Source organism: Collinsella aerofaciens (assembly GCF_028209625.1).
GTDB classification, from domain to species: domain Bacteria; phylum Actinomycetota; class Coriobacteriia; order Coriobacteriales; family Coriobacteriaceae; genus Collinsella; species Collinsella aerofaciens_AM.
The window spans coordinates 21118-39006 of the sequence record NZ_JAQLDU010000005.1 but is presented as its reverse complement, the minus strand read 5'-3'; the positions used below and the strand labels follow the sequence as shown (position 1 = coordinate 39006).

Sequence of the window (17889 nt, the reverse complement as noted above, 5' to 3'; positions counted from 1 at the left end):
CAAATCGGCCATCTTGGAGTATTTGTCCCCACATTGGGCGATAATGTTGCCAAAGACATCGTTTGCGATCCAGGTGATTCGCTCTAGATACGAAGGGATGATTTCGATGTTCTGTTCGCAGTGTGGCGCCCCCATGGGCGATAACGACAAGTTCTGTGGCGCGTGTGGCGCTCCTAATACCGGTGCTGCAACCTCTGCTCCTCAGGGGCAGTCTCAGCCTCAGCAGTTTGTTCCTCAGCCTAACGTGAACGTGCCCAAGGGCTGTGTAGCTCAGGCGTTTGAAGACATGACCAAGACGCCGGGCGTGCTGCAGCGCGTGTGCCAGATTGCCTTTTTGCCGGCGCTCATCTGTGTCGTGTCGGTGCTCGTGCTCTTCATTCCCGTTATCGGCGGTATCGCGGCTGCCTTCGGCTTTTTGGCTGCCTGTGTGGCAAGCGCGTGCGGTTCTGGCTTTGGCATCGAATGGGGTCGCGACCTGTCGCTCAAGGTCGATGACGGCATGGATCGTCCGTTGATGCGTTCCACGTCGTTTGGCCTTGGCGTCTTTTCGGGCGTTATTTCGAGCGTGCTCAAGGTTATCGCGGCTATTCCCGTTATTGGTGTAGCGCTTTCGCTGGTGGAGAGCGTGGTAATTGGTGCCGCGGGTGCGTACTCTTATTTCGGCTCCTATGCGCTTGAGGCCGCTCTATTTGGCTCGCTGGGCCTGTTTGTTCTGGCTATGATTGCCACGGCGGTCCTGGGTGTCTTCTTTACTATGTTCGCCGACATCGCCGTGATGCACTTTGCGGTGACCGGTCGCGTCGAGAGCGCGTTTTCGCTCGATAAGGTCTGGGCGGCCTTTAAGAACAATAAGACCAAGCTGTTCTGCGCATCGTTCCTTCCCGAGTTTTTGACGGGTCTGGTCGCCAACGTTATCACATGGATCCTGACGCTCGTCTTTGGCACCATTGCCTCTGTCGGTATGTATAGCTACTACTACCGTCCTACGGCTATTGAGGCGCTTGTTACCGGCGGTGGCATTACGCTCGTATTGTTCTTGGTGCTGACGGCGTTTGTCACGGTATTCCTCACGGTCTTTGGCAACATGCTCAAACATCGTGCCGTTGGCTATTGGGTTGCGCGTTATGCAAGCGAGTGGGCCGACGAGGACAAGGATGACGTCCTGACTTTTGTGTTGCCGTTTGAGAAGAAGTCCGCTCCTTCGGGTTACAGCGCTCCGGATGCTTCGCCGGCACCTGCGCCCGCGCCCGAGTCTGCGCCCGAGCCTGCGCCTGAGCCTGCACCCGAGCCGGCGCCTGTGCCTGAGCCGGCACCCGCACCTGCGTCTGCAACGTCGCCCGCGCCGACGTCTGCCCCGGCACCGGCCCCCGCGTCCGAGGCGACGCCTGCAGAACCCGATTGGAATGCCGTTGCCACGCCGGCGGATGAGCCGGGCGATAATCCTGCTGCCGAAAACAATCAAACCGAATAGTCGGTCGAGGCGCCCTGGGCAACTGAGCCCGGGGTGCTTTTTTCTACTGCGAAAGCAAGAAAATGCCTGGGAAAACGGTTGCAGCAAAATTTCTCGGTAATTGGTCAATGTTGCGCAACAACGTCGCGGCTATTGTTGAGAACATAGACGTGTAAGGTTTGAAGGCGTGCAACGCCTTAGGAAAAGGAGAAGCTTATGTTCTGTCCCACTTGTGGTTCTCCCATTTCGGATGATGCCAAATTCTGCCCTGTTTGCGGTTCTGCCATCGGTGCCGCTCCCGCCGCTCCGGCCTCTCAGCCCGCGCCGCAGCCTGCGCCTCAGCCCCAGCCTGCTCCGCAGCCCACGCAGATTCAGCCCACTCCGGTTCAGGCAGTTCAGCCCCAGCCTCAGCAGCAGTACACCGGGCAGCAGCAGTATGCTCAGCAGCCTGCACCTGCCCCGATGGGCTATGCTCCGATTAAGACCGACCGTGGCGTGATCGGCTGGCTCCTGCTTTCCATCGTGACCTGCGGCATCTATTCGTATTACTTCCTCTATTGCCTTGCCCGCGACATCAATGTCATGTGCCAGGATGACGGCGATTCCACGCCGGGTCTGGCAGCATTCATCTTGCTGTCGTTCGTGACCTGCGGCTTCTACGGACTCTACTGGTACTACAAGATCGGTAACCGCCTGCAGGCTAATGCCCCTCGCTATGGCCTGATGTTCCAGGAGAACGGTACTACCGTTCTTATGTGGCAGATTGTCGGCGCGCTGCTGTGCGGCCTTGGCCCCATCTTTGCCATGAACATCATCATCAAGAACACCAATGCCATGGCAACGGCTTACAACACCCGTCTTGGCGCTCGTGCCTAACGATAAGAACGGCGTGAACAGCTCCCAGGGACATAAGGGCGCGGCGGAGCTCATTCGCCGCGCCCTTTCTTGCATCGGCGCGCTCTTTGTCGCCTGGCTCGCACTCTACCTGCTCGATATCGGCTGCGTGTTTCGCCTGATGACGGGCATTCCCTGTCCGGGATGCGGTATGACAAGGGCCTGGCTGGCAGCACTGCGCCTCGATTTTGCGGCTGCCTTTGCCTACCATCCGCTGTTTTGGGTGGTGCCGATTGCGTTTGCGCTCGCGTTCGTGCGCGAGGAGGTGGCATCGAGCAAGCTAAAGCGTGGCATCGACATTGCAGTTATTGTTCTGTGCGTGCTGGTCGTTACCGTATGGATCGTGCGCCTTATCAACCCGGCAGACGCGGGCCTGCTCTTTGGTGGTCACGCTCCCGCCGGAGTTCCCACCGATATCATCCACCTCGAAACCCCACGCTGGCTCACCATCCTTCGCTCTTACCTGTCGTGACGGAGGACGCGCTAGAAAAGCGGTCGACACATAAGCGGGGGCGAACGTTGAGATAACGTTCGCCCCCGCTTTGCTCTAGCCAGGTTGTTACGGGTGGACGTGACGGCTACTCGCCATGCTTCTCCTCGTGGCGAGCAGCGGCACGGGCATCGTGAATGCCCTTGATGGCGGCATGGCGGGCGGTGCGGGCGTCGTGCATGGCGTCGCGGGCCTCGGCGGCCGTTGCCTTGGCAGAGCGCAGCTTGGCTGCCAGGTCGGGATTGGTCTCGGCAACCGCGGCGATCGTAGGGCCGTCGAGCTCCTCTTGCGTGGGCTCGGCCAAGAAGTCGATGGCATACTGGGCGGCTACCATGGAGCCCTTGGCGAGTACGCTCTCGTCGATCTTGTAGAAGCAGGAGTGCTGGGCATAGGTGGCGCCGATCTGGGGGTTGCGCGTGCCAACAAAGGCGAGCACGCCCGGCACACGGCGCAGGTACTCCGAGAAGTCCTCGCCCGAAAGCGTGCCGCGGTAATGGCCCTCGCCTGTGGGGCCCAGGCACTTGAGCACAGCTTGGCGGCAGCGCTCGCTCGAGGCGGCATCGTTTTCGACCTTGTAGTTGGCGATGGTGTAGTCGGTGAGTTCGGCCTCGGCGCCCAGGGCCGCCGCAGTGTGCTCCACGATGCGGCGCATAAGCTCGGGCATCTCCTCATGCGTCTTGTCACCATAGGTGCGCACCGTGCCGGCGAGGTATGCCGTGCCGGCGATAACGTTGCGCGCGGTGCCGCCGTGCAGTTCGCCGACGGTGATAACGGCGGGTTCGTAGGGGCTAATCTCGCGCGAGACGATGGTCTGCAGGGCGTTGACGATTTCGGCGGCAACCATAACGGCGTCGTGGCCGCGCTGGGGCATGGCGCCATGGCACGAGGTGCCGCGGACATCAATGCGGAACCAGTCGGTGTTTGCCATGCGCGGACCGGGCTCGCAGCTCACGGTGCCGGCATCGACCTCGCTCCAGATGTGCGCGGCATAGGCACCGTCGACGCCATCGAGTACGCCCGTGCCGATCATGAGCTTGGCACCCTGGCCGTTTTCCTCGCTGGGCTGGAAAACGATGCGAATCTCGCCGTGGATGTCATCGGTCATGTGGCGCAGAATCTGCAACGTGCCGAGCATCATGGCGATATGGCAGTCGTGGCCGCAGGCGTGCATGCAGCCCTCGTTGACGCTGGCGAACTCCTCGCCGGTCTGCTCGGTGACGGGCAGGGCGTCGATGTCGGCGCGCAGCAGGATACGGCGGCGCGGCGTGCCATCCTCGCGGTAGGCATCGGGCGCGGTGCCGCGGAGTGTCGCCACCAGGCCCGTCTTGAGTGGACGCTCGTAGGGGATATTCATGGCGTCGAGCTGGTTGGCGATGTCGGAAGTCGTGCGCTCCTCGGCAAGGCTCAGCTCCGGGTGCTTATGGAAGTGCCGGCGCTGCTTGATGATGTAGGGTTCAAACTCGGCTGCGATATCCTGGATGGCCGCGGTGACGTCGTCTGCCGCGCGAACCTCGGTTGCCGCCATAATTTGCTGTGCCTTGGTCTTCGTCATGGTCGATTTGCTCCTTGCTGGCTCGATCGCAAAATCGTACAGGCTCTCTCCAGTATGCCACCTGCCGCTAGGGCTGGTAAAGTTGCCGTTTGCCGCTTGGGGTTTTGTTGCAAGGGCGGGGGAGTACACTCGGGGGTGTTGAATTACCTGCCAGAGATGGGGATGCTCATGCAGCATATCGATCGGATTATCCGCTCCAAGAACGTTTTTACTGCCCAAGACGGCATCGATACCACCCGCGAGTTGGCGATCGCCATCGCGGGCGATCGCATCGTCGCAGTCGGCGCGCCCTATGACGTGATTGACGCCGCACCTGCCGCCACGCCGGTGGTCGATTACGGCGAGCAGTTTGTCTGCCCCGGTTTCCACGATGCGCACCTGCATTTCTTCCATACTTCGGTTGGCTCCTCGCCGTACATGCTCATGGATATGGGCACGTCCGAGGCAGCATTGGTGCAGCATGCGCTCGAGTTTTCCCAAGGCTTGCCAGATGACGCCTGGGTCGTGACCCAGGGTTGGCGCGATTACCGCTGGGATCCGCCCGAGCACCCTACCAAGGCCTCCCTCGATGCGGCATTTCCCGATCGTCCCTGCGTTATGTACTCGGGCGACGGGCACACGCTGTGGCTCAACAGCCGCGCACTCGAGGCGCTCGGCGTTACGCGCGACAGCGAGCCTCCGGCGGGTGGCAGTTACGACAAAGACTCAAACGGTGAGCTTACGGGTATCGCTCACGAGGCTGCGGCCATGCAGCTGCTGCCGCGCTGCCTGGAGTGGCTGGGCGAGGACCGCATCGCGAGCGCGTATGCCGACCAGATGAAGCGTATGGCCGAGCAAGGCATTACCTCAATCTGCGATATGTCGCTCATGCCCATGCCGGGCTGCGACTTTATTCGCGACGATGTTTACGACAAGCTGCAGGCCGCCGGCAAGCTGGGCATCCGCGCCCATCTGTTTCCCACGCTGCTGGATGACCAATCGCGCTTGGAAGAACTCCAGACCCGCTACGCGAACAACGCGCTGCTCTCGGCGCCAGGCTTTAAACAGTTCTTCGACGGCGTGTCGAGCGAGCATACCGCATACCTCACTGATCCCTATACCAATCCACGCTTCCCGGGCGATCAGGGTCGCCTGACGGTTCCTGTCGAGCGCATGCGCAAGTTGGTTCTGGCGGCAGCCGAGCGCGGCCACACCGTGCGCATCCACGTTATCGGCGACGGCGCCATCCATGCTGCGCTCGATATCTTTGAAGAGGCGGCAGAGCTCTACGGCTTGCCCCAGCACGGCCACAATACGCTTGAGCACCTGGAGAATCTGCTGCCTCAGGACATCGATCGTCTGCGCAAGCTCAACGTCATTGCCTCGAGCCAGCCTTGCCACATCACGCTCGACCCGGGTGGCCCGGAGCGCGACCTGGGCCTGGAACGCAGCCGCATCATGTGGCCGTTCGCAACTTATCAGCAGCGCGGTATCCGTCAAGCTTTCGGTACCGACAGCCCCATCACGGCCGTTACCAGCATGAACGTGCTCTACACGGCTATCACGCGCCAAGATCCCCGCAGCCACTGGCCCGAGGGCGGCTGGCTGCCGAACGAGCGTATCGACGCGGCAACGGCCCTGCGCAGCTACACGCTTGGCAGCGCGTACGCAGCGGGCGACGAGCAAAACCTCGGCAGCCTGGAGCCCGGCAAATACGCCGACCTGGCAGTCCTGGACCAAAACCCGCTCACCATCAACCCCCAAGAGCTGCAAGCCACCAAGGTCCAGGCCACCTACCTGGCAGGTAAATTAATCTACGAGCGCTGATGCTCACACCGTATCGTTAAGCGCGGCTCGGGCGGCTCATTTTGGGACGGCGCTCGGGCCACGTTTGCATATCGGTGGGGACCCGCTATGAGCGTCTCTGTTCTACTGGATTTGGTCGTGGGGTGGAGGCGCTGCTGCCCCGCGTATTCAATTTGGACATCAGCAATGCCGTCCCTTGGTGTTTTGCATACTTTCCATTGCACATTGCATAAAAAGGGTGGGATGTTCTTTCTGGCCCTTATGTACCCCCGCCTGGGCCGTGCAAAAAACGGAGTATTCTGCACGGCAAGTTCCTCCGGTACCGCTGCAGTTGGCTAACATTGCGTAGATCAACGTCATTTTGGGGTCCGGTGCGACGCGAGACATGTTTATTTGTCTCGATGAGGTCTGTCTGCCGACCCAAATCGCCGGTCGAAGGCGTCTTTGGGGCCAATAAGGTGTGTCCGGCGCGTATGCAGCCATCCTGGTCTGCTGAATACTCCCAAAAATGCACGGTGCTCCCCAGGGGACCCGCGCGCGGCGAAAACCATGCCCATGTCGCCATCCACATCGCCATTTTGCTGCACTGACTTTTCTGAATGCCGGGGCCAAATTAGTCAACCTGGCTCCCGGGGCGGACCGGAGGGGCGGGGCATAAGGTTTATCGCGAGTTCCGCACGAGCCGAAGGCCACTTAATGTGGCCTTCGTGCGAGCAGGACTGCCCGAGCAGGAAACCTTATGCCCCGCCCCTCCGGAGCCACACGGGAGGCATCGCTAAGTTATCCCCCGGCATTCAGAAAATCTAAGTGCCAAAAAATAAGATTTTTTGACTCCGTGTTGTATAACCCGCCATTCGTGGGTACCATTCAACGCGTACGCAAACAAAAAGGGTTAACCCGCGCGGCATGACCGCGCGGCCCACGAAGGAGGAAACAAGCATGTCGTCTTTGAAGCCGCTTGCAGATCGCGTCCTGGTCAAGCCCGACGAGGCCGAGCAGAAGACCGCTTCTGGTCTGTACATCGCCAGCAACGCTCAGGAGAAGCCGCAGCGCGGCACCATCGTTGCCGTTGGCGCCGGTAAGGTCAACGACAAGGGTGAGCGCATCCCTATGGACGTTCAGGTCGGCGACGTTGTCATCTACGGTAAGTTCGGCGGCAACGAGGTCAAGGTCGACGGCGAGAAGTATCTGCTGATGCGCGCCGACGACATCTACGCCGTCGTCGAGGCCTAGTCTCGTCAGAATCTCTGATTCGTCTTTGAACGCGCCCGCCGCATAGGACTCGGAAGCGGCGACGCGAGTCACATTTCTTTTGGAGGATTACCTACCATGGCAAAGAACATTACGTTCAACACCGATGCCCGCGCTAAGCTCGCAAAGGGCGTCAACACTCTGGCCGACGCCGTTACCGTCACCATGGGCCCCAAGGGCCGTTACGTCGCTCTGCAGCGCACGTTTGGTGCCCCGACTATCACCAACGACGGCGTTTCCGTCGCTAAGGAGATCGAGCTCGAGGACAACATCGAGAACATGGGCGCTCAGCTGGTGAAGGAGGTCGCCACCAAGACCAACGACACCGTGGGTGACGGCACCACCACCGCAACCCTGCTCGCTCAGGCCATCGTCAACGACGGTCTGCGCAACGTCGCCGCTGGCGCCAACCCGCTGGCCATCCGTCGCGGCATCGACAAGGCTGTAAACGCCGCCGTCGCCGAGATGAAGAAGCAGGCCAAGCCGGTCGAGACCAAGGAGCAGATCGCTTCCGTCGGCACCATCTCCGCTGGTGACCCCGAGGTCGGCGAGAAGATCGCCGAGGCCATGGAGGTCGTGGGCAAGGACGGCGTCATCACCGTCGAGGATTCCCAGACGTTCGACATCACCATCGACACCGTCGAGGGCATGCAGTTCGACAAGGGCTATGTTTCCGCTTACTTCGTCACGGACAACGACCGCATGGAGGCCGTGATGAAGGATCCGTACATCCTCATCACCGACCAGAAGATCTCCAGCGTTCAGGACATCATGCCTGTTCTCGAGGCTGTCCAGCGCGCCGGCCGTGGCCTGCTCATCATCGCTGAGGACATCGACGGCGAGGCTCTGCCGACCTTGGTCCTCAACAAGATCCGCGGCGCCCTCAACGTCTGCGCTGTCAAGGCTCCGGGCTACGGCGATCGCCGCAAGCGCATCCTCGAGGACATCGCCGTCCTCACCGGTGGCCAGGCTGCTCTGGACGAGCTGGGCGTGAAGGTCGCTGACATCACCGCCGATATGCTCGGTACCGCTAAGTCCGTCACTATCTCCAAGGACAACACCGTCGTCGTCGGCGGCGCTGGCTCCAAGGAGGCCATCGACGCCCGCATCGCTCAGATTAAGGGCGAGATGGAGAACACCACCTCTGACTTCGACCGTGAGAAGCTCCAGGAGCGCCTGGCCAAGCTCTCCGGTGGCGTTGCCGTCATCAAGGTCGGCGCTGCTACCGAGTCCGAGCTCAAGGAGATCAAGCACCGCGTTGAGGATGCCCTGCAGGCTACCCGCGCTGCTGTCGAGGAGGGCATCGTCGCCGGCGGTGGCGTCGCCTTCATGGACGCTGCTCCTGCGCTCGATGCTGTCGAGATCGACGACCCCGAGGAGAAGATTGGCGTCGATATCGTCAAGAAGGCTCTGACCGCTCCGGTCGCCACCATCGCCAAGAACGCTGGCTTTGAGGGCGCTGTCGTGGTCGACAAGGTTGCCGAGCTGCCCGCCGGCCAGGGTCTCAACTCTGCCAACGGCGAGTGGGGCGACATGATCGAGATGGGCGTCCTCGACCCCGTCAAGGTCAGCCGCGTCACCCTGCAGAACGCTGCTTCTGTCGCCAGCCTGATCCTCATCACCGAGGCTACCGTCTCCGATGTGCCCAAGAACACTCAGCTTGAGGACGCTATCGCTGCTGCCACCGCTGGTCAGCAGGGCGGCGGTATGTACTAAGGCCGACAAGGTCTAGAACTCCCACCGGGAATCCGGGGGCGTGACGGGGGCTTCTCTCCGGAACGTCCTCGGACATGCAAAGAGGCTCCGCATCGCGCTTCGCGCTGCGGAGCCTCTTTGCGTCCTGCGGAATGTTCCGGAGGGAAGCCCCCGTCACGCCCCCGGATTCCCTGCGTTTACGGCCTTGAGGTCGGCGGGCGGAGAAGGACGTGGTCGATAGGGATACGTGTCCCCTTCGCTGTTTCGCGCTTTGCGCGAAAGGCGCGCTACTTTGGGATGGATGGGGAACGTGGTTGTTGCGGTGGCTTTTCCCTTTTGCTGTTTCGCGGCTTTGCCGCGAAAAGCGCAGCACTTTGGGATGGGCGGGTACGTTATTGTCGCGCTGCTCTGTCCCGGCTGCATTTCTAGAGCGTTTCCCCCGCCATAAATTACCCTCGGCATACTTGCGTGAAAACCTGCTCGTGCTACACTTGCAAGTGCTGTTTCAGGGCGGGGTGGAATTCCCCACTGGCGGTAAATCGGGCGGTGCCAAAGGGGTGCCGTGGCGTAGGCGAGGTGCCTGCGTTCGTGCCGATGAGTCCGCGACCCGTGTGTGCGTTGGTTCGCATACCGGCTGAACTGGTGAGATCCCAGTACCAACGGTTAGAGTCCGGATGAAAGAGGCAGGTGATCTTATGTCTGAACAGTCGCAGCATATCCATTTTGAGAACACGAATAGGTGGAGCACCAAACAGCTCGTTACCATGGCGCTGATGTGTGCCTTGGGCGCCCTGTTTATGTACGTGCAGCTGCCTATCCTTCCTTCGGCGCCGTTTTTGACGTATGACCCGTCGCTGGTGCCGGCGATGGTGTGCGGTTTTGCGTATGGTCCTGGCGCCGGTACTGCTGTTGCCGCTATGGCGATTGTTATCCATGCGCTTACCACGGGCGATTGGGTCGGCGCACTTATGAACCTGGTTGCTACGCTGGGCTACATTCTGCCCGCGGCTATCGTGTACCAGAAGATGCATACCTATAAGGGTGCCGTGATTGGCCTAGTGTTCGGTGTCATTGCCGCTACGGCGTTGTCTATGGTCGCAAACCTTACCATTGGCGTATGGTTCTGGTATGGCTCGGTCGATGTGATCGCCCCGCTTATGATTCCTGCCGTGCTGCCGTTCAACCTCATCAAGACCGTGCTCAACTCGGTGTTGACGCTGGCGGTGTACAAGGCGGTCTCTAATCTCATTACGCCCAAGAAGGACCAGGTCAAAGGCCGCGCATGATTGAGTGTCGGGGCGTTTCCTTTAGCTATGACGGTGCCACACCGGCACTCGACGGCATCGATCTGAACATCGAGGATGGCGAGTTTTTCTGCATCCTCGGCGGAAACGGGTCGGGCAAGTCGACGTTCGCCAAGCATTTGAACGCGCTGCTGCAGCCCGATACGGGAACGGTGCGCGTCAACGGCATGGACGCGTCCGATCCCGAGCTGGTCTACGACATCCGCTCGACTGCGGGCATGGTGTTCCAGAACCCGGATGATCAGCTGGTGGCGACGCTTGTCGAGGACGATGTTGCCTTTGGTCCCGAAAACTTGGGCGTGCCATCGGCCCAGATCGCGCAGCGTGTGCGAGATGTGCTGAAGGCCGTGGGCCTGGTGGGCTTTGAGCGCCACGAGACCCATGCGCTCTCGGGTGGCCAAAAGCAGCGCGTGGCGCTTGCCGGCGTGCTTGCCATGGAACCGCGCGTGCTCATATTGGACGAGGCTTCCTCGATGCTCGATCCGCGTGGACGCAAGGGCCTCATGAAGGCTTGCCGCGCGTTGCACGCTCGCGGCATGACCATCGTGATGATTACGCACTTTATGGAAGAGGCCGCCGAGGCCGATCGAGTCGCGGTGTTTCAGGCGGGGCGCGTTGCCATGCTCGGTACGCCCGAGGAAATCTTGACGCGGGCGGACGAACTTGCGCAGCTCAACCTGGACATGCCGGAGTCGTGCCGTTTGGGCATGGCACTTCGTGCGAAGGGCGTACCCGTTTGCGCGCAGGTGCGCGAGGCGGATATGGTTGCCGAGGTTGCGCAGGCCTATACCGAGCGGAGCGGGGCAGGCACTGCGGGGCAGCCTTCCGCATCCCAGTTGGAAATCGCTGACGGCACTGTTCCGGTAGACAACGAGGGCAACACGTCGGAGCCCGTCATCGAGCTATCCCATGTTTCGTACAGTTATTCGCTCAGTCCGCGCGAGCGCCGCCGCTGGCATAAGCGCTCGGTCGCTGCGGGCAAATCGAGCAAACAGGCTCTCTGGGGAAACGACCCCAGCAGCCCGTGGGCGCTGCGCGATGTATCGCTGACGGTGCGTCGCGGCGAGTTCCTGGGCTTGGCAGGTCATACCGGTTCGGGTAAGTCGACGCTGGTCCAGCATCTCAACGGTTTGATTCGCCCCCAGGAGGGATCCGTTCGCGCGCTGGGGCTCGACCTATCAAACAAGAAAGACGCCGCTGCGGTTAAGGCCAAGGTCGGCGTGGTATTTCAATATCCCGAGCGTCAGCTGTTTGCCGAAACCGTGACGCAGGACGTGGCGTTTGGCCCGCACAACCTTGGCTTGCCGCAAGATGAAGTCGACCGTCGCGTCGAGTCGTCGCTCTCGCGCGTGGGCCTCGACCTTTCCACGGTCGGCGACAAGAGTCCCTTTGAGCTTTCGGGCGGTCAGCAACGGCGTGTGGCATTCGCCGGTGTGCTCGCCATGGAGCCCGAAGTCCTGGTGCTCGATGAACCCATGGCGGGGCTCGATCCGGCTGCGCGCAGGGATTTCCTTGAGCTTATCGATCGACTTCACCGCGATGGCCTGACCGTTGTCATGGTTTCGCATAGTATGGATGACCTGGCCAACTGCTGCGACCGCATCGTCGTGATGAACGAAGGTGCGGTGTTTGCCGAGGGAATCCCCGCGCAGGTGTTTGCACATGCCGATGAGCTTAAATCAATCGGCTTGGGTGTCCCCGCTGCCCAGCGCATGGCGTTGGCGCTCGCGGAGGCGGGCGTGCCGCTGCGTTGCGGCGGGCTCTATACGGTTGAGTCGTTGGCCGACGAGTTGGCAGATTTGCCGATCGGTCGCTCAGGCGGTTCTTCTAACGTCTCGGACAAGGCCAAATCCGAAACGGTCGCGCGAGAGGAGGGTTGCTGATGGAGGCGTTTTCGTTTGGCAGCTACTATCCCGGCGATAGTGCAATCCACCGTCTGGACCCGCGAACCAAGTTGCTCTTGGGTTTTGTGTTTCTGATTACGACGCTCACGGTCAGTGGCTTCCGCGGACTGGCACCGGTCGCAATTATCGTTGTGCTGATCTATGCCGTGTCCCGGGTGCCGGTTCGTCGCGTTCTGTCGTCGATGGCGCCGCTGCTGGCAATCGTCGTCGTGGTCGCGGTGCTCAACTTGTTTACCGATCAGAATGGGCGCATCCTGTGGCAGCTTGGCTTTCTGCAGATAAGCGAGGGCTCATTGCGTTCTGCCGCCTTTATGGCGTGCCGCCTGACCCTGATGATGGCCGGCATGAGCGCCATTACGCTCACCACGCCGACGCTCGACCTCACCGCGGGCTTTGAGCGCCTGCTCGCACCGTTTGCACGCGTGGGGCTTCCGGCGCACGAGCTCGGCATGATCATGGGTATCGCGCTGCGCTTTATGCCGCAGTTTGCCACCGAGATGAAGCAGACGGCCGATGCGCAGGCAAGCCGCGGTGCACGCGTGACGGGCGGTCCGCTCGGCGGCGTGCGTATGCTCGGCAGTGTGGCGATTCCACTGTTCACGGGCGTGTTCCGTCATGCCGAGACGTTGTCTGCCGCCATGGATGCCCGTTGCTATCACGGCGAGCAGGGTCGCACACGTCTGCATACGCTTGCATTTGGCCGCGGCGATGCGTTGGCGGCGGTGGTGACGGCGTTGCTGCTCATCTGCGTCATCGTCATCAATCTTCAACTTGTTTAGGCGCGATTCGAGCGCAAGAAAGGGGTCCCTATGACCGACAACGACCGCACGGCTCAGCTTGAGCGCGCCTGTTCGTATCTCAGGCGCATTCCGGCGTGGTATCTGGCCACGATCGATGTGGCCGACGGGCATCAGCCTCGCGTGAGGCCGTTTTCGTTTGCCATGGTCGATGACGGTAAGCTGTGGTTTTGCACGTCGCGCGACAAGGATGTGTGGGCGGAGCTGAGTGCGAATCCCAAGTTTGAGCTCTCGGGCTGGAAGCCGGGGGAATGTTGGATCGTGTTGACCGGCGAGGCCGCACTTGAGGACGACGCGGTTGCGAGCGACAAGGTGCGTCAAGCGGGTTTTAAACACATGGTGGGCATCGGCGAGGAACACGAGAGTGCCAACGACGGCCGCCTTGCTTTCTTTTCGGTCCGCAACATTGCCGCGCGCTTCTGTGATATCGACGGCAGCGAGGAGCGCCTGGAGCTCTAGCGCGTCTCAAATTAACTACCCGTTCCGAATTAGCTAGCGCCAGGAGGACACATGGACGGATTGAATACGGTGTTGGAGTATCTGACGTCGGTGCCGGCATGGTATTTGGCGACGAGCGTTGACGGACAGCCTCATGTGCGTCCGTTTTCGTTTGCGCAGATCCAGGATGGCAAGCTGTGGTTTGTAACAGCGCGCACCAAAGATGTGTGGCAGGAGCTGCTGCAAAACCAGCGCTTTGAGGCCACGAGTTGGTGGCCGGGCCATGGCTGGCTCATCTTGCGCGGGCGCGCTGGCTTGGATGACCAGGCTTTAGACGAAATGCGTGAAGCCGGGTGGAAGCATCTAGAGCGCCTGGGCGAGCACTATGAGGGGCCTAACGACCCCACGCTCGTCTTCTTTAGCGTCGAGGATCCCGAGGCTTTTATCTGCAATCACGACGAATGGGTGCCGGTCGAGCTCTAGCCAGCTGGCTCATCCTAACAACTTGGTTTTCGCATGGGCGGGCCCCGTATTGCCCGGCGCCGTTAGGAGCGCCGGTCAATACGGGCCCGCTCCATTTGTCAATTCCTTCAAGCGAATGTGTCGGGAATGTTTCAATGCATGAATATGCAAGCCATTTACGTATTCATGCATCTTTTGGTGCTAAAGTTTCAACCCACTTCATAACGACCGCTGCGAAATGCGCATCGGTGCATAAATCGCAGACAAGGAGTCTGATATGTCTTTAAAGGTTGGAGTCGTCGGCGCGGCTGGATATGCCGGAGCCGAGCTCATTCGCCTCGTGCTCGGTCATCCCGAGTTTGAACTTGTTGCCATTACGTCCAACGCCGATGCCGGCCAGCCGCTGTCCGCGGTGTATCCGAGCTTCGCTGGCGTGAGCGATCTGGTTTTCACCACGCATGACGCCCCCGAGCTCAAGAGCTGCGATGCGGTTTTTCTTGCCGTGCCGCACACGGCTGCCATGGCACAGGTGCCCGCGCTGCTTGCATCGGGCGTCTCCTGCTTTGATCTTTCGGCCGACTACCGTCTGAACGATGCGTCCGTCTTTGAGACATGGTATGCCGCCGAGCATACGAGCCCCGAGCTGCTCAAGACCCGTGCCTTCGGTCTGCCCGAGCTGTTCTGCCAAGACTTGGAGACCGCCGCATCCGACCATGCCGACGGCAAACCCGTGCTGGTCGCCTGCGCCGGTTGCTATCCCACCGCAACGAGCCTTGCCGCCGCGCCCGCCGTGCGCGCGGGCTGGGTGGCCGAGAACGGTCCCGTGATTGTCGATGCCATTAGCGGCGTGACGGGCGCCGGTAAGTCCTGCAACGCCCGCACCCATTTTTGCAGCGCGGACGAAAACCTGGAGGCCTACGGTGTGGGCAAGCATCGTCACACGCCCGAAATCGAGCAAATCCTTGGCCTGACCGATCGCGTCGTCTTTACCCCGCACCTGGCACCGCTCAAGCGTGGTCTGCTCTCCACGGTGACGATGCCGCTCGCGCTGCAGGCTCTCGACACGTTGACCCTTGAGGATGTCGTCGACCATTACAAGAAGTTCTACGCCGGTCGCACCTTCGTACGCGTACTCGATGCCGGTCAGCAGCCCAAGACGGCTTCGGTCGTCGGCACCAACGCCGCCCAGATCGGCCTCGCGCTCAACAAGCGCGCGGGCGTGCTGGTGGCGACGGGTGCTATCGACAATTTGTGCAAGGGCGCTGCGGGCCAAGCAGTCCAGTGCGCCAATATCGTCTTTGGCTTTGACGAGCGACGAGGCTTGCCCACAGTGGCGTGCCCGGTGTAGCACATTCGATTGTTAACGATTTGGTAGTCGGGCATCGAGTGGGGCGCCACTCTTAAGCTGGTCTCATGATCACGACTGGCATGGCGCACCAACCGATGTCCGTTTTTTGTTTGATATAAGGAGTCGTAAGGACGATGAATACAGAGCAGTTCGATATCAAGATTCGTGCCGTCGAGGGTGGCATTACGGTAGCGGCCGGCTTTAAGGCCGCGGGTATTCATGCGGGTTTTCGCAAGAATCCCGAGCGCTTGGATTACGCGCTCGTCGTGCCCGATAAACCCTGTCCCGGTGCCGGCGTGTTTACGACCAATCGCTTTTGCGCAGCGCCTGTGCAGGTGAGCCGCGCCAACCTGGGCGGTGTGGGCAAGGGCTATGGCATCATCGCCGGCGTTTCAATCAACTCCGGCAACGCGAATGCCGCCACGGGCGAGACGGGCCTTGCCTGCGCGCGCGAGACGTGCAACATCGCCTCGCAGGTCATCGGCTGCGAGCCCCAGCAGATTCTGGTTGCCTCCACGGGTGTGATTGGCCAGATTCTGTCGATCGACACGTTTGAGACCGCCATTCCTGCCGCCTACGAGGCGCTCTCCGCCCACGGTGGCGCCGATGCCGCTCGCGCCATCATGACGACCGACACGCACTCCAAGGAGTACGCCGTATCCTACGTCAGTGAGGCTGCGGGTCATGCGGGCAATGTCTATACGGTAGGCGGAATGTGCAAGGGCTCGGGTATGATCATGCCCAACATGGCCACCATGATCGCAGTTATCACCACCGATGCCCCCGTCGAGCCTGCGGCACTTCATGCCCTGCTGCTCTCGACCGTCAAGCAGACCTTTAACAAGGTAACGGTCGATTCCGACACCTCGACCAACGACACCTGCATCATGCTTGCCTCCGGCGCCGCTGCCGCAGATGCCGAGCCTATCGTCGAGGGCTCCGATGCCTTTGACGAGTTGGCATTTGCCGTGCACGAGGTGTGCGAGAGCCTGGCGCGCAATATCGCCGCCGATGGTGAGGGCGCATCTAAGCTTGTTACGGTCAACGTTACCGGCGCCGTGAACGACGAGGAGGCCGATATCGCCGCCCGTGCCGTTGCCAACTCGCCGCTCGTTAAGACCTGCATCGCCGGCCACGACTGCAACTGGGGCCGCGTTGCCATGGCGCTCGGCAAGTGCGGCGTGAAGTTTAATCAGGAAGACGTTTCCATCGACATGATGGGCATGCCCGTCTGCCGTGACGGCCTGACCGTTCCCTTTGACGAGGACGAGGCTCTGCGACGTTTTGAGGCGCCCGAGATCGTGATCTCGGCCGACCTGGGCGCGGGCGACGCGGCGACCACCGTGTGGACTTGCGACCTCACGCACGAGTACATCTCCATTAACGGCGACTACCGTTCCTAGATTCCAGGCACGCTGCGCATCTTGCCGCGATTGCGGACAGCGGAGCACGGCGCGATAACGATACGAAAGACGAGGCAGATTATGAAATTCGCACGCGATTGTCGTTCGAACGAATCCAACGAAGCAACCGCGCAGCTGCTGTTCGAAGCGCTGCCGTGGATTAAGAACCTGACCGGCAAGACGGTTGTTATCAAATATGGCGGAGCCGCCATGGTTGATGAGCAGCTGCGTCGCGACGTGATGAGCGACATCGTCCTCCTTAAGATCATCGGCATGCGCCCCGTCATCGTGCATGGTGGCGGCAAGGCCATCAACGAGGCGCTGAGCCACTACGACATCCCCGTCGAGTTTAAGAACGGCCAGCGCGTGACCACGCCGGCGACCATGGATATCGTGCGCGAGGTGCTGGGCGGTAAGGTCAACCAGGAGCTGGTCGCGGCGCTCAACCATCACGGCAACCTGGCCGTGGGCGTTTCGGGCAGCGATGCCGGTACGCTCATCGCCGAGCCGCTCGACCCCGAACTCGGCCGCGTAGGCAAGGTCACGCATGTCAACACCGACTATATCGAGCGCCTGCTCGATAGCGAGTACATCCCCGTCATCGCTACCGTCGCGGCGGGGGAGGACGGCGGTTTCTTCAACATCAACGCCGATACCGCCGCCGGTGCCGTTGCGGCAGCGCTCCACGCGCATAAGGCGATCTTTTTGACCGACGTCGACGGCCTGTACAAGGACTTTAGCGATAAAGACTCACTCATCTCCAACCTAACGCTCGACGAGGTTAACGAAATGCTCTACGGCGGCGAGGTCGATAAGGGCATGATTCCCAAGCTGCGTGCGGCCGTCGATGCGCTTGCCGGCGGCGTATTTCGCGCTCACATCATCAACGGCACCACGCCGCATTCGCTGCTGCTGGAGCTGCTGACCGATGCCGGCGTCGGTACCGTGATCCATTCCACCGAGACGGCTTACGAGTTCGATACACATCCGCATCCGCTTTCGACGTTTGCTGCGCGTCTGACCGAGAACCTCGACGAGGTCGAGAAGCTTCAGACGGTCTAGCTGACCCGCAGCCGCTCCATTCCTGCACCCATAGGTCTGCGCCGTCCGGCGCTC

The 17889-nt window shown here is 61.0% G+C and carries 15 protein-coding genes and 1 riboswitch; of the genes, 14 read left to right on the top strand and 1 reads right to left on the bottom strand.

The window, feature by feature from the left end; all coding sequences use genetic code 11:
* Positions 1 to 106: 106 nt before the first annotated feature.
* From PMW70_RS03560 to PMW70_RS03550, 3 genes are all read left to right on the top strand, one after another.
* Positions 107 to 1471: a DUF4013 domain-containing protein gene (locus tag PMW70_RS03560; protein WP_271743894.1), complete on the top strand. Its 1365-nt coding sequence runs from the start codon at positions 107 to 109 to the stop codon at positions 1469 to 1471.
* Positions 1472 to 1666: 195 nt separating this feature from the next.
* Entirely contained in the window at positions 1667 to 2326 is a 660-nt protein-coding gene (locus PMW70_RS03555) for a DUF4234 domain-containing protein (RefSeq protein WP_271743893.1), read from the top strand.
* A gap of 13 nt (positions 2327 to 2339) precedes the next feature.
* Positions 2340 to 2816: a DUF2752 domain-containing protein gene (locus tag PMW70_RS03550; protein WP_271743892.1), complete on the top strand. Its 477-nt coding sequence runs from the start codon at positions 2340 to 2342 to the stop codon at positions 2814 to 2816.
* A 106-nt stretch (positions 2817 to 2922) separates the two neighbouring features.
* Here the strand turns inward: PMW70_RS03550 and PMW70_RS03545 are convergent, their stop codons facing one another.
* A complete protein-coding gene (locus PMW70_RS03545) occupies positions 2923 to 4386 on the bottom strand; it encodes a M20 family metallopeptidase (protein ID WP_271743891.1) in 1464 nt (487 codons plus the stop codon).
* Positions 4387 to 4548: 162 nt separating this feature from the next.
* Here PMW70_RS03545 and PMW70_RS03540 point away from each other — a divergent pair, with 162 nt between their 5' ends.
* From PMW70_RS03540 to argB, 11 genes are all read left to right on the top strand, one after another.
* Complete coding sequence (locus PMW70_RS03540; protein ID WP_271743890.1) at positions 4549 to 6192, top strand: amidohydrolase; 1644 nt, start codon at positions 4549 to 4551, stop codon at positions 6190 to 6192.
* A gap of 918 nt (positions 6193 to 7110) precedes the next feature.
* On the top strand, positions 7111 to 7404 hold the full coding sequence (gene groES / locus PMW70_RS03535) for a co-chaperone GroES (RefSeq protein ID WP_040358989.1): 294 nt from the start codon (positions 7111 to 7113) through the stop codon (positions 7402 to 7404).
* A 96-nt stretch (positions 7405 to 7500) separates the two neighbouring features.
* Positions 7501 to 9138, top strand: coding sequence for a chaperonin GroEL (groL, locus tag PMW70_RS03530; RefSeq protein WP_006234938.1), 1638 nt, complete (start codon positions 7501 to 7503; stop codon positions 9136 to 9138).
* Between the two features lie 476 nt (positions 9139 to 9614).
* A riboswitch (FMN riboswitch) is annotated at positions 9615 to 9807 on the top strand.
* Positions 9808 to 9812: 5 nt separating this feature from the next.
* Positions 9813 to 10403, top strand: a complete 591-nt coding sequence (locus tag PMW70_RS03525) for an ECF transporter S component (RefSeq protein WP_117563816.1) — start codon at positions 9813 to 9815, stop codon at positions 10401 to 10403.
* Positions 10400 to 12304, top strand: coding sequence for an energy-coupling factor transporter ATPase (locus tag PMW70_RS03520; RefSeq protein WP_271743889.1), 1905 nt, complete (start codon positions 10400 to 10402; stop codon positions 12302 to 12304). Before PMW70_RS03525 ends, PMW70_RS03520 begins: the two co-directional genes overlap by 4 nt.
* Positions 12304 to 13104, top strand: a complete 801-nt coding sequence (locus PMW70_RS03515; protein ID WP_271743888.1) for an energy-coupling factor transporter transmembrane component T family protein — start codon at positions 12304 to 12306, stop codon at positions 13102 to 13104. The genes PMW70_RS03520 and PMW70_RS03515 overlap by 1 nt, the downstream gene beginning before the upstream one ends.
* A 30-nt stretch (positions 13105 to 13134) precedes the next feature.
* Entirely contained in the window at positions 13135 to 13581 is a 447-nt protein-coding gene (locus PMW70_RS03510) for a pyridoxamine 5'-phosphate oxidase family protein (RefSeq protein WP_271743887.1), read from the top strand.
* Positions 13582 to 13632: 51 nt separating this feature from the next.
* Positions 13633 to 14043 (top strand): pyridoxamine 5'-phosphate oxidase family protein, encoded by a 411-nt coding sequence (locus PMW70_RS03505; RefSeq protein ID WP_271743886.1) that lies wholly within the window; start codon positions 13633 to 13635, stop codon positions 14041 to 14043.
* A 256-nt stretch (positions 14044 to 14299) separates the two neighbouring features.
* Positions 14300 to 15370, top strand: coding sequence for an N-acetyl-gamma-glutamyl-phosphate reductase (argC, locus tag PMW70_RS03500; protein WP_271743885.1), 1071 nt, complete (start codon positions 14300 to 14302; stop codon positions 15368 to 15370).
* 134 nt (positions 15371 to 15504) lie between these two features.
* The gene (gene argJ, locus PMW70_RS03495) at positions 15505 to 16773 is read left to right on the top strand and encodes a bifunctional glutamate N-acetyltransferase/amino-acid acetyltransferase ArgJ (RefSeq protein ID WP_117840014.1); all 1269 of its coding nucleotides are present in this window, start codon (positions 15505 to 15507) and stop codon (positions 16771 to 16773) included.
* 81 nt (positions 16774 to 16854) lie between these two features.
* Positions 16855 to 17835, top strand: coding sequence for an acetylglutamate kinase (gene argB, locus PMW70_RS03490; RefSeq protein ID WP_271743884.1), 981 nt, complete (start codon positions 16855 to 16857; stop codon positions 17833 to 17835).
* The last annotated feature ends 54 nt before the right edge of the window (positions 17836 to 17889 follow it).

Bases quoted from the DNA above. Each gene is read 5' to 3' on its own strand.
- PMW70_RS03515 (WP_271743888.1), top strand. From the start codon at position 12,304: ATGGAGGCGTTTTCGTTTGGCAGCTACTATCCCGGCGATAGTGCAATC.
- argC (WP_271743885.1), top strand. From the start codon at position 14,300: ATGTCTTTAAAGGTTGGAGTCGTCGGCGCGGCTGGATATGCCGGAGCC.
- PMW70_RS03545 (WP_271743891.1), bottom strand. From the start codon at position 4,386: ATGACGAAGACCAAGGCACAGCAAATTATGGCGGCAACCGAGGTTCGC.
- argJ (WP_117840014.1), top strand. From the start codon at position 15,505: ATGAATACAGAGCAGTTCGATATCAAGATTCGTGCCGTCGAGGGTGGC.
- PMW70_RS03520 (WP_271743889.1), top strand. From the start codon at position 10,400: ATGATTGAGTGTCGGGGCGTTTCCTTTAGCTATGACGGTGCCACACCG.
- groL (WP_006234938.1), top strand. From the start codon at position 7,501: ATGGCAAAGAACATTACGTTCAACACCGATGCCCGCGCTAAGCTCGCA.
- PMW70_RS03505 (WP_271743886.1), top strand. From the start codon at position 13,633: ATGGACGGATTGAATACGGTGTTGGAGTATCTGACGTCGGTGCCGGCA.
- groES (WP_040358989.1), top strand. From the start codon at position 7,111: ATGTCGTCTTTGAAGCCGCTTGCAGATCGCGTCCTGGTCAAGCCCGAC.
- argB (WP_271743884.1), top strand. From the start codon at position 16,855: ATGAAATTCGCACGCGATTGTCGTTCGAACGAATCCAACGAAGCAACC.
- PMW70_RS03560 (WP_271743894.1), top strand. From the start codon at position 107: ATGTTCTGTTCGCAGTGTGGCGCCCCCATGGGCGATAACGACAAGTTC.
- PMW70_RS03510 (WP_271743887.1), top strand. From the start codon at position 13,135: ATGACCGACAACGACCGCACGGCTCAGCTTGAGCGCGCCTGTTCGTAT.
- PMW70_RS03525 (WP_117563816.1), top strand. From the start codon at position 9,813: ATGTCTGAACAGTCGCAGCATATCCATTTTGAGAACACGAATAGGTGG.
- PMW70_RS03540 (WP_271743890.1), top strand. From the start codon at position 4,549: ATGCTCATGCAGCATATCGATCGGATTATCCGCTCCAAGAACGTTTTT.
- PMW70_RS03555 (WP_271743893.1), top strand. From the start codon at position 1,667: ATGTTCTGTCCCACTTGTGGTTCTCCCATTTCGGATGATGCCAAATTC.